The organism is Streptomyces fuscigenes, assembly GCF_021556455.1.
In the GTDB taxonomy this organism is placed as follows: Bacteria; Actinomycetota; Actinomycetes; order Streptomycetales; family Streptomycetaceae; genus Streptomyces; species Streptomyces fuscigenes.
In genome coordinates this window covers 1-11,383 of the sequence record NZ_JAKGCV010000164.1, presented here as the reverse complement: position 1 = coordinate 11,383, position 11,383 = coordinate 1, and the positions used below count along the sequence as shown (strand labels likewise).

9 protein-coding genes are annotated in these 11,383 nt (G+C 74.2%); 4 read left to right on the top strand and 5 right to left on the bottom strand.

The features are described 5' to 3' along the window. The 3 genes from treY to glgX form a co-directional block, all read right to left on the bottom strand. The coding region (gene treY, locus L1885_RS15275; RefSeq protein WP_235797658.1) for a malto-oligosyltrehalose synthase at nucleotides 1-2,311 on the bottom strand (2,311 nt) is incomplete at its 3' end. Between the two features lie 123 nt (nucleotides 2,312-2,434). Continuing rightward, nucleotides 2,435-3,226, bottom strand: coding sequence for a GNAT family N-acetyltransferase (locus L1885_RS15270; RefSeq protein WP_235797659.1), 792 nt, complete (start codon nucleotides 3,224-3,226; stop codon nucleotides 2,435-2,437). Between the two features lie 143 nt (nucleotides 3,227-3,369). Beyond that, entirely contained in the window at nucleotides 3,370-5,517 is a 2,148-nt protein-coding gene (glgX, locus tag L1885_RS15265; protein ID WP_235797657.1) for a glycogen debranching protein GlgX, read from the bottom strand. A 355-nt stretch (nucleotides 5,518-5,872) separates the two neighbouring features. Between glgX and L1885_RS15260 the strand changes: the two genes are divergently transcribed. Together L1885_RS15260 and L1885_RS15255 are read left to right on the top strand one after the other, a co-directional pair. Beyond that, complete coding sequence (locus L1885_RS15260; RefSeq protein ID WP_235797656.1) at nucleotides 5,873-7,111, top strand: DUF5919 domain-containing protein; 1,239 nt, start codon at nucleotides 5,873-5,875, stop codon at nucleotides 7,109-7,111. Between the two features lie 133 nt (nucleotides 7,112-7,244). Beyond that, a complete protein-coding gene (locus tag L1885_RS15255; RefSeq protein ID WP_235797655.1) occupies nucleotides 7,245-7,985 on the top strand; it encodes an exonuclease domain-containing protein in 741 nt (246 codons plus the stop codon). A 123-nt stretch (nucleotides 7,986-8,108) separates the two neighbouring features. On the opposite strand, the gene L1885_RS15250 is transcribed toward L1885_RS15255, so the two are convergent. Then, nucleotides 8,109-8,975, bottom strand: a complete 867-nt coding sequence (locus tag L1885_RS15250) for a phosphotransferase enzyme family protein (protein ID WP_235797654.1) — start codon at nucleotides 8,973-8,975, stop codon at nucleotides 8,109-8,111. Between the two features lie 478 nt (nucleotides 8,976-9,453). Here L1885_RS15250 and L1885_RS15245 point away from each other — a divergent pair, with 478 nt between their 5' ends. Both L1885_RS15245 and L1885_RS15240 read left to right on the top strand, forming a co-directional pair. Then, nucleotides 9,454-10,002, top strand: a complete 549-nt coding sequence (locus tag L1885_RS15245) for a DUF1697 domain-containing protein (RefSeq protein ID WP_235797653.1) — start codon at nucleotides 9,454-9,456, stop codon at nucleotides 10,000-10,002. Next, a complete protein-coding gene (locus L1885_RS15240) occupies nucleotides 9,995-10,378 on the top strand; it encodes a nuclear transport factor 2 family protein (RefSeq protein ID WP_235797652.1) in 384 nt (127 codons plus the stop codon). The genes L1885_RS15245 and L1885_RS15240 overlap by 8 nt, the downstream gene beginning before the upstream one ends. Here L1885_RS15240 and L1885_RS15235 read toward each other — a convergent pair. Continuing rightward, nucleotides 10,347-11,186, bottom strand: a complete 840-nt coding sequence (locus L1885_RS15235) for an ABC transporter ATP-binding protein (protein ID WP_235797651.1) — start codon at nucleotides 11,184-11,186, stop codon at nucleotides 10,347-10,349. The genes L1885_RS15240 and L1885_RS15235 overlap by 32 nt on opposite strands. Nucleotides 11,187-11,383: the final 197 nt, after the last annotated feature.

Below are 11,383 nucleotides of genomic sequence, written 5' to 3'. Positions count from 1 at the left end.
CGCCGCCCTCGTAGGCGCGCTGCGGCGCCGAGAGGACGTCGCGCCAGCGGCCGGGCGGCAGCGGCAGCGCCGTGTCCGCCCAGCCGCCCGCCTCGGCCAGACGCAGCGGCAGGCGCGTGACCGCCGTGACGACCTCGCCCGTCCGGGCGAAGGCGAGGCAGTGCTCGGCCGCCGGGCCCCGGGCGTCCAGGCGCGCGTACGTGCCCGATTCGCCGAAGACCGCGGGGCGTTCGCGGCGCAGGTGCAGGGCCGCCGTCGTGATCACGGTCTTCTCGTCGGGCGGGCCGGGCCGGAACCGGGCCCTGTTGTCCGGGTCGACCAGCGCGTGGTACTCGCGCTCCGTGCCCTGGTAGAGGTCGGGCACGCCCGGCATCGTCAGATGCACGAGGGCCGCACCCAGCGAGGCCGCCCGGACGTACGGGTCGAGGGCGCGCGCGAAGTGGGCCACCGTGCGCCGCGCCGCACCGGCCGGCCCGGCCGCCACGAAGTCCCGTACGGCCTGCTCGTAGCGCTCGTCGCCCTCCGTCCAGCTGGTGCGCAGGCCCGCCTCCCGCACCGACTTCAGCAGCGCGTCCTGCATGCGCTCGCCGTCGGGCGCGGCCGCGAGCACGGCGTCCACGTCCGCCGCGTCGCCCGCCGGCGTGAAGCCGAGCGCGGTCTGCCACGCCTGCCAGGCGACCAGCGGATCGGGTGCGACGACGCCGGAGACCTGGGCCAGCAGGTCGTCCCACCACCGCGGGCACTGGGACAGCACGGCGATGCCGGCGCGCACGTCCGCGCTGCGCTTCGTGTCGTGCGTGGTCAGGACCGTGCCCGTGGCGGGCCAGTCCCGGGCGACGCGCTCGCAGAACGTGTGGAACTCCCCAGGTCCCACTGCGGGCGACGCCGGCTCGCCGCCGACCTCGTTCGCGGAACCCAGCGGCATGAACCGGTAGAACGCGGTGTCCTCCACCGACTTGGCCCGCAGCGCGGAGGCCGTCTGCGCGAACCGCGCGCAGAACGCGGCCTGGTCCGGGCCGTCGCCGAGGCCCCCGAGGGCGAGTTCGCGCACCACGTCGACGGCCGCGGCCTCCTCCGGCACCGCGAAGGCCGCCTTGGCCTGCCGCGCCGCCTCCTCCGAAACGGCCGCGGCCGCGGCCTCGGTGCGCGGGCCCCCGGGCGTCACGTACGGGCGGTAGACGTCCATGCGCACGAGCAGTTCCCGAACGGCCGTCTCCAGTGCCCACGGCGCGTGGTCGCGCAGCGCCGGGTCGGCCGCGCACACGCGGCTCGCCGTGCGCACCAGGTACGCGGTCTCGGCCGCGAGTTCGTGCAGCAGGACGCGGTAGGCGGCCCTGCGCACGGTCGGTGCCCAGTACGCGCCCCGGTCCTCGGCCGGCGCCACGACCTCGCGGAAGCGCCGCTCCAGCTGCTCCGCCCCGACCGGGTCGGTGAACAGCCCGTCCACGCGCCGCAGCGCGTCGTAGCCCGTGGTGCCCGCGACCGGCCAGGACGCGGGGAGCCGCTCGTCGAAGGAGAGGATCTTCTCCACGACCGTCCAGCAGCCGCCCGTCGCCTCGCCCAGCCGGCGCAGGTACTGCTCCGGGTCGGCGAGCCCGTCGGGGTGGTCGACGCGCAGGCCGTCCACGACACCGTCGCGCACCAGCTCCAGGATCTTCGCGTGGCTCTGCGCGAACACCTCCGGGTCCTCGACCCGCACTCCGATCAGGTCCGAGATGGTGAAGAAGCGCCGGTAGTTCAGCTCCGTGCGGGCCAGCCGCCACCAGGCGAGCCGGTAGTGCTGCGCGTCGAGCAGCTCCGGCAGGGGCAGCTGCGCCGTGCCGGCCGCGAGCGGGAACCGCTGCTCGCCGTGGCGCAGTTCGCCGTCCTCCACGCGCAGCGCGCCCAGCTCGCCGCCGAGCGGACCCGGCAGCACCGGCAGCAGGATCTTCCCGTCCCCGGCCGCCCAGTCCACGTCGAAGAAGCGGGCGTACGGGGAGTCCTGGCCCTCCCGCAGCACCTCGCGCAGCACCCGGTTGTGCGTGGGCGACATGGCCATGTGGTTGGGCACGATGTCCAGCACGATGCCGAGCCCGTGCTCCCGTGCGCGCGCCGCGAGCTGCCGCAGCCCTTCCTCGCCGCCGAGTTCGGCGCGCACCGCCGCGTGGTCCACGACGTCGTAGCCGTGCGTGGAGCCCGGCACGGCCTCCAGCACGGGGGACAGGTGCAGGTGCGAGACACCGAGCGCGGCGAGGTACGGGACGGCCTTCTCGGCCTTGGAGAACGGGAAGTCCGGCCGCATCTGGAGCCGGTAGGTCGCGGTGGGGGTCATGGACACGTACGTACCCTGATCGGAGCGTTCCGTGTCATCGGCCTCGGATTCGGTCACTCGTACGTCCCTGGGTCGCGGAGGGGCGGCGGGCAGCCGCGGGGCGGGCGCGCCGCCGCGGGCGGCTCACGCGTCCGGTTCGTACACGTACGGCGTGGTCGTCGTGAGGGCGCGGAAGCCGAGGCGTTCCAGGATCGGGCGGCTGTCGTCGGACGCGTCGACCTGGAGGAACCGGTAGCCCCGCCGGGCCGCGATCCGCGCGCGCCGCGCGACCAGCGCCCGGTAGATGCCACGGCCCCGCCACTGAGGCAGCGTACCGCCGCCCCAGAGGCTCGCGAACTCCTTGCCCGGAGGCAGCTCCATGCGGGCGGCGCACACCGGCACCCCGTCCGCCGTCGCCAGCACGGCCGAGACCGTGTCCGGCTCCTCGACCAGCTGCCGTGCGAGCCGGTCGCGGAAGGACCGGCCGCTCGTGCCGAACACCCGCTCGTGGACGTCGCCCATCAGGTCGACGCCCGCTCCGTCCGTCACCGGGACGAGCCGGACGCCGTCCGGCAGCCGCACGTCGGGGGCGGCGTCCACGACGGCGTCCGTGGCGGCGATCATCAGCGTCTCCGGGGGCTCGGCCGACAGGCCGGCCGCGGCCAGCCGCGCGCCGAGGCCGGCGGGCGTGTCGTGGGCGTACAGCTTCCACTCGAAGGAGCGGCCGAGAGAGGCGAAGTGCGCCTTCTGCGCGGCGATCTCCGCGTCGGCGGTGTCCGCGTCCAGGCGCGACCACAGGACCCCGTTCCAGTCGCCGGGACCCCCGCTCTGGCGCACGACGGCCCCGGCACGCTCCACGCGCGCCCCGGGCCCGTCGGGAACGGCCTCCCGCCGCATCTGCCGGTCGAACAGGGCGAGTACCTCTGCGTGATCCATACGGTCCATACCCGCACTGCACCATCGCGGGTGCGGTGCGGCAAACCGTTTTGCGGCGGGGCCGGGGCGGCGGCACGCGTGGAGCGTGCCGTGCCGGGCGGCCCGAGACGCCCCCGCGCCCGCGCCTGCGAGCGCGGCGCCTCTCAGGCGGGGCGCATGAGCACCACCATGCTGCGGTTCTTCAGCGTGAGCCGCTCGCCGCCGTCCATCCTGCGGCCCTGTCCCGGCGGCACGCCGTCCGGGTCGGCCGTGTCGACCACGACCTGCCACCGCGTGCCGTGGTTGACCGGCAGGAGGAACTCCAGGTCGTCCGGGCTCGCGTTGAACATCAGCAGGAACGAGTCGTCCGCGATCCGCTCGCCGCGCGGCCCGGGCTCGGAGATCGCGTGCCCGTTCAGGAACACCGTCATCGCGCTCGCGCTGGACGCCTGCCAGTCCTGCGGCGTCATGTCCTCGCCCTCGGGCGTGAACCAGGAGATGTCGGACAGCTCGTCGTGGGTGCCCTCCACCGGCCGGCCGTGGAAGAAGCGGCGCCTGCGGAAGACCGGGTGGTCCCGGCGCAGCCACACCATCGTGCGGGTGAAGTCGAGCAGGCTCTCGCCCTGCTCCGCCACCGCGCCGCCGTCCTCCTCCTTGGCGTCCGGGTCGGGCCAGTGCACCCAGGAGATCTCGTTGTCCTGGCAGTAGGCGTTGTTGTTGCCACCTTGGCTGCGTGCGAACTCGTCGCCGTGGCTGAGCATCGGCACGCCCTGGGACAGCAGCAGCGTCGCGACGAAGTTGCGCATCTGGCGGTCGCGCAGCTCCAGGATGCCCGCGTCCTTCGTGTCGCCCTCGGCGCCGCAGTTCCACGAGCGGTTGTGGCTCTCGCCGTCCCGGTTGTCCTCGCCGTTGGCCTCGTTGTGCTTGTCGTTGTACGACACGAGGTCGTGCAGGGTGAAGCCGTCGTGGCAGGTCGCGAAGTTGATCGAGGCGAGCGGTCGCCTGCCGTCGTCCTGGTACAGGTCTGACGACCCGGTCAGGCGGGAGGCGAACTCGGCGAGCGTGCGCGGCTCCCCGCGCCACAGGTCGCGCACGGTGTCGCGGTACTTTCCGTTCCACTCCGTCCACAGGGGCGGGAAGTTGCCGACCTGGTAGCCGCCCTCGCCGACGTCCCAGGGCTCCGCGATCAGCTTCACCCGGCTGACGATCGGGTCCTGCTGGACGAGGTCGAAGAAGGACGACAGGCGGTCCACCTCGTGGAACTGGCGGGCCAGGGTCGCCGCGAGGTCGAAGCGGAAGCCGTCGACGTGCATCTCGGTGACCCAGTACCGCAGCGAGTCCATGATCAGCTGGAGCACGTGCGGCGAGCGCATCAGCAGCGAATTGCCGGTGCCCGTGGTGTCCATGTAGTAGCGGGGGTCGTCCGTGAGCCGGTAGTACTGCGCGTTGTCCAGGCCCCGGAAGGACAGCGTGGGCCCCAGGTGGTTGCCCTCCGCCGTGTGGTTGTAGACGACGTCCAGGATCACCTCGATGCCCGCCTCGTGCAGCGCCTTGACGGCCTGCTTGAACTCCAGCACCTGCTCGCCGCGGTCGCCCCAGGAGGCGTACGTGTTGTGCGGGGCGAAGAACCCGATGGTGTTGTAGCCCCAGTAGTTGGCGAGCCCCGAGTCCGAGAGCCGGTGGTCGTTGACGAACTGGTGTACGGGCATCAGCTCCAGCGCCGTCACGCCCAGCTCCGTCAGGTGCTCGATGACGGCCGGGTGCGCGAGGCCCGCGTACGTGCCCCGCAACTCGTCCGGCAGCGCGGGATGGAGCATCGTCAGGCCCTTGACGTGCGCCTCGTAGATCACGGTGCGGTGGTAGTCGGTGCGGGGCGGGCGGTCGTTGCCCCAGTCGAAGTACGGGTTCACCACGACGGAGGACATCGTGTGCGGCGCCGAGTCCATGTCGTTGCGGGAGTCCGGCCTGCCGAAGTGGTAGCCGTACACCTCCTCGCCCCACTCGACGCTGCCGCTGATGGCGCGCGCGTACGGGTCGAGCAGGAGCTTCGCGGAGTTGCAGCGCTGCCCGTTCTCCGGCGCGTAGGGGCCGTGCACGCGGAAGCCGTAGCGCTGCCCCGGCATCACGCCGGGCAGGTAGGCGTGCCGCACGAACGCGTCGGTCTCCCGCAGCTCCACCGCCGTCTCGGAGCCGTCGTCGTGCAGCAGGCACAATTCGATGCGGTCGGCGGCCTCTGAGTAGACGGCGAAGTTGGTGCCCGCGCCGTCGTAGGTGGCGCCGAGCGGGTACCTGTGTCCCGGCCAGATCTGCATAGACGAAACTCTTCCATTTCTGATCCGGGTGGTGCCGGTCTCTTGTGGCAGATCTTCCCCGAAAGTCGGGTCAGTACCTAGCACCCCCGTTTCCGGGAGATGCCTGTGCCATGTGCCCCGAAAGACCGCCCTGTACGCCGCGCGTGCACACGACGCCGGCGCACGCCGGTCGCACAACTGGTGCAAATATGAACAATAAGGTGTGCTCGGTACGTAATGACCACAAGAACATCGGCCACGAATGGGGGAGTTGGGAAACGAGGCCGTCCTTCTTGATGCGGCGCGTGGGATCGTCGGAGTAATCTTCCTTGATCACTGAAGATCCCCGAAAGGGTGGGAAAGGGGCGGTGCGCGGGTGAGCTCGGGAGGGCTGGAGCTACCCCCCGGTGACGCAGGTCACGAGGGGGACGCAGGCGACATCCCGCCGGGGGCGGTGTCCGTCGCGCGCCCGTTGGAGATCGGCGCGGAGCTGGACTGGGACGCGGGGGCGTGGGCCGAGGTGCGCACGCGCGCGCAACGGGCCGGCCGGGCCTACGTCTGGCTGAATCTGGTCGAACAGCGGATGCGGGCCGTCGTGGCCGCCGTGCTGCGCCCCATCTACGAGCCGCACCACGGCGACGACTGGGTCATCGCCGCGGCCGGGCCGGCCGGCCAGGAGTGGGTGCAGCGCGCCGCCGCCGTGCGCGAGGTCTCCCGGCGCAAGGGCTACCTGCTCGACCCGGCCGACGACAACGTCCTCAGCTTCCTCACCCTGCCCCAGCTGCGCGAGCTGACGGTCCAGCACTGGCCCTGCTTCGAGCCGTACGTGCCCGACCGGCGCGAGCTGGAGCTCGTGCTCGACGAGCTGGAGGTCGCACGCAACGTCGTCTCCCGCAACCGCGCCCTGTCCGAGACGGTCCTCGCCCAGGCCGAACGGGCCTCGACCCGGCTGCTCGCCATGGTCGGCGGCACCGGGGCGGCCGCGCCGCCCGACGGGGACCGGCTGCCGGTCGACGCCGTGGAGGACCTGGTGGGCGACCGCTACGCGGACGTCGTCTCCGTCCACCAGGACCGGGTGCGCCTCCAGCGCGAGTTCCCCGCCGAGGACCTCTTCGGACAGGCGCGCCGCGTCGACGCGATCGGCATCGGCCTCAACCTGCTCGTGCAGAACTTCTCCGGGCGCCGCCTGATCCGGCTCGCCGAGTCGGGCTGCCGGGTGCGCCTGCTGTTCCTCAACCCGGCGAGCAGCGCCGTCAAGCGGCGCGAACGGGAGCTGGGCCTGCGCAAGGGCGAACTCAGCCGGACCGTGGAGATGAACATCCTGCACATGCGGCGGGTCCGCTCCAAGCTCCGCGACCCCGGCGCCTTCGAGATACATGTCTTCGACGAGACACCGCGGTTCACCGCGTACCTCGTCGACGGCGACGGCCCCGGGGGGCTCGCCGTCGTCCAGTCGTACCTGCGCACGGCGCGCGGCATGGAGACGCCGGTGCTGGTGCTGCGCGGCCAGGGCCGCGAGGTGGTGCGCTCCGGGCGGGACGCCGAACACGGGCTGTTCGAGGTCTACCGCGAGGAGTTCGAGACCTTCTGGACGGACTCGCGGCCCGTGTCCTGAGCCGGGTGCCGCCGCGCCCCGCCCCGCCGCGGGCGGCGGTGTCAGTGCCGCGTGCGAAGGTGTGGATCGACGGGGGAACGAGGCGTCAAGGACGCGGCGGAGCGGCGCGCCGGCGCAGTGAGGGGAAGTCAGGATGACCTGGTACGGGGGACCGCTGGCCGGTTTCGACCTGGAGACGACCGGCACCGATCCGCTGGAGGCCCGCATCGTCACGGCCGCGGTCGTGGAGGCCGAGGGCGGCACGGTGCGCGGCCGGCGGACCTGGCTCGCCGATCCCGGGGTGCTGATCCCCGCCCAGGCGTCGGCGGTGCACGGCATCAGCAGCGAGCGGGCGGCGGCCGAGGGGCGGCCCGTGCGCGAGGTCGCGGCGGAGGTGGCCGACGCCCTGCGCGACGCGTGGGCGCGCGGCGTCCCCGTCGTCGCGTACAACGCGGCGTTCGACCTGACGCTGCTCAGCGCCGAGTTGGAACGGCACGGCCTGCCCCCGCTCGGGCCGCTCGGCCCGGTCGTCGACCCCTACACCATCGACCGCGCCGTCGACCGCTACCGCAAGGGCAAGCGCACCCTCGAAGCGGTCTGCGGGGAGTACGGCGTCATCCTCGACGGGGCGCACCAGGCGGCGGCGGACGCCCTCGCCGCGGTCCACGTGGCCACCGCGATAGCCGCCCGGCACGCCGCGGTCGCGGCCCTGACGGCCGAGGAGCTGCATGCCCGGCAGGTCGTCTGGTACGCCGAGTGGGCCGAGGACTTCGAGGCGTTCCTGCGCCGCAAGGGCAACGCGGACGCGTCGGTCGACCGGGGCTGGCCGCTGCGCGCGGGATCGGTGCCGCGCGCGGCCGGCGCGGACGCCTCCGCCACCCACCCCGGGCGCTGAGAGGCGGCGGCGCGCCGCTCGCGGACAGCGTTCCGGGCCGGGTGCCGGGTGCCGGGTGCCGGGCGCGCACGGGCGGTCGCCGGACTCGCCCGGAGTGCGGCGGGTCCGCCGGCGGGCGGCTGCTCAGAAGGGGTACCAGCGGACTTCCGGGTCGCCTTCGCGCAGCGAGGCCACACGGCGCCGGAACTCGGCGAGTGCCGCCGGGTTGGAGGGGGCGTGCTGGGCGACCCACGCGCAACTGGCGGTCTCGCGCGCGCCCCGGAGCACGGAGCAGCCCTCCCACGTCCGCACGTCCCAGCCGTACGCGGCGGTGAAGGCGTCGTACGCGTCCGCGTCCAGGCCGTACCGGTCGCGGGAGAGCGCCAGGACGACGAGGTCGTGCTCGCGCAGGTCGAAGGAGAAGGTCTCCAGGTCGACCAGGACGGGGCCGTCCGCGCCCACGTGCACGTTGCGCGGCAGCGCGTCGCCGTGGATCGGCCCCGGCGCCAGACGCGGCGTCAGCGCCGCGGCCCGCGCGGCGAAGCCGTCCCGGCGCTCCCGCAGGTACGCGGCGTCCTCAGGGTCGATCGCGTCCCCGGCGAGCCGCAGCCAGCGCTCCACGCCGCCGAGCAGCTCCCGGCGCGGCAGGCTGAAGCCGTCCGGCGCGCCCAGGGCGTGCACGCGGCGCAGCAGCGGCGCGAGGTCGGCGGGGACGGCGGACCGCACGGCGTCGGGCAGCCGCTCCCACAGCGTCACCGGATGCCCCAGCACGGACCTGGCGTGCTCCTCGGCGGGGCGCACCGCGGGCACGCCCGCGCCGGCCAGCCACCCGGCGAGCGCCACCTCGCGCTCGGCCCGCTCCAGCAGTTCGGGCGCGAGCGCCGCGTCGCGCCCCACCTTCACGACGAGCTCCCCGGTCCGGAAGACCGCGTTCTCGCCCAGCGCGATCAGCTCCGCGGCGGGCGGCAGCCCGGCCGCGCCGAGGATGTCTCTGGCCCGTGCCTCGTCCATGGGGGATCACTCGCTCACGTGCGCCGCTGGTACGTCTGTCGACCGACCACCTTCTCATTGCGCCGCCCGGACGCGCCCACCGCGCCCCGCCCCACGCCCCGCTGCCACCCGCGAGCGGGGCGGACGGAGCGAAGCGGCCGCCGGGCCCTCGTGCCCCGGGCCGCTTCCGGGCCGCCGCCGTCCTATCGTGTTCCTGCTCCCCTCGGCCCCGAGGGGGCCCCGCGGCTCCCGCGCCCGGTTCCCGCCCGCCGTCGACCGCCCGCCCGGGAGGACTCCTGTTGAGGTCTCGCACCGGCACCACCGCCGCCGGACCGTACCGCCCGCCCGCCCCCCGAGCCGTGCCCCGCGGCCCCCGCCGGCCCGCCCGGACCGGGCACCGGCGCCCGCCGGGTCCGCCCCTGCGGGGCTCCCGCGGAAACAGCCCCTGCCGAGAGCGCCGCCGAACCGGCGCCGCCGGACGTCACCAGGAGGAACACCGATGAGCACGTCGTACGCCGTCCTCCTGCGGGGGGTCAATGTCGGCGGCAGCCGCAAGGTCCCCATGGCCGAGCTCCGCGACGTGCTCGGCGGCCTCGGCCTCGAGGACGTGCGCACCCACCTGCAGAGCGGCAACGCGGTGTTCCGCAATACGGGCACGGACGCCGAGGCGCTGCGCGCGGCGATCGGGGCCGCGCTCCTCGACCGCTTCGGGACCGAGATCGCCTGCATCGTCCGCGACGCGGCGTACCTGCGGTCCGTCGTCGACGACTGCCCCTTCGACGCGGCATCCCTGGAGGGCAGGCAGCTGCACGTCACCTACTTCTCCGCGCCGGTCGGCCCCGAGCGGTTCGCCGGGCTCGATCCCGCCGCGTACCTCCCCGAGGAGTTCCGCCTCGGCGATCGCGCGCTGTACCTGTACGCGCCCGACGGCCTGGGCCGCTCCAAGCTCGGCGCGGCACTGGGCCGGCCCGGCCTCCACCCCGGCACGATCGCCACCAGCCGCAACTGGAACACCGTCGTCAAACTGGTGGAGCTGACCCATGGCTGACCCGCTGCCCGCCACGTCCGCCGCGCTGGAGCAGGAGCTGCGCTTCCTCGACCCGGCCGTGCACAGCTCCCCGCCCCTGCTCGCCGCGCTGCTGCACCCCGACTTCCGGTCCTTCGGCTCCTCCGGCCGCGAGTGGAACCGGGAGACGCTGGTCAACGAGCTGAGGGCACGCGGCCCCGCCACCGCGCCGGCCACCGTGTCGTCGTTGCGGGCCGTGCAGCTCGCGCCGGACGTCGTCCATGTGACCTTCGACGTCGACGTCAACGCCCGCCGCGCGCACCGCAGCTCCGTCTGGGTGCGCGCGGAGGGGGAGTGGCTGCTCTACTTCCACCAGGGCACGGCGTTCAGTCCCGAGGAAGTACCGCCGCAGGACTGACGCGCTCCGCGCGCGCCGTCCACCTGCCGTCGGCGCGCTCGATGCGCACCGGATGGTCGAAGCACTTGCTGACCTGGTCCGTGGTCAGCACCTCGTCGGCGGGCCCGGCCGCCACGCACTGCCCCTCGCGCAGCAGCATCGCGTGGGTCGTGGAGGCGGGCAGCTCCTCCAGGTGGTGGGTGACGAGGACCGTCGCCAGCTCCGGGTGGTCGAGGCGCAGCGCGTCGAGGGCGCTGAGCAACTGCTCGCGGGCGGCGAGGTCGAGGCCGGTGGCCGGCTCGTCGAGCAGCAGCAGCCGGGGGCGCGGCATCAGGGCACGCGCGATGAGGGTGCGGCCGCGCTCGCCCTGGGAGAGCGTCGGCCAGCGCGCGTCCTGCTTGCCGCCCATGCCCAGCATGGCCAGCAGCCGCAGCGCGCGCTCCGGTTCCCCGGCGGGCGGCGACCAGCGGGGGACGGGCTCGACCGAGTTCGTCAGCCCCGTCATCACCACGTCCGCCACGCGCAGCGGCGAGCGCAGCGGATGGCGCGGGTTGACGTGCCCGATCGACGTGCGCAGCTCGCGCAGGTCCACCCGGCCGAGCGTCCGGCCCAGCACCTCCACCACACCCCGTGTGGGGTGGGTCTGCGCGCCCACCATGCCGAGCAGGGTCGACTTGCCCGCGCCGTTGGAACCGAGCAGCGCCCAGTGCTCGCCGCCGCGCACCGTCATCGACACCGAGTCGAGCAGGAGCCTGCCCTGCCGCACGACATCGATATCGGTCACCTTCACGACGGTGGGCGGCACGGCCGCCGCTTCCTCGATGGTCATACGGATGGCGCTCCTCGGTCTGCTGGGGCGGGCGCGCGGGGGCGCGCCCGATGTCTTCGCGTACCGCCGGTGTCTCCGGTGCGGACCGCGCCGCGGCGTCGTGTGCGCCGCGGGCGGGTGCGGGCGCGGGAGCGTGTCTCGTACCGCCGCCGCGCGGCCGGGCGTCCGGGTCCCGGTCGGGGACGCCGCTGCCGGCC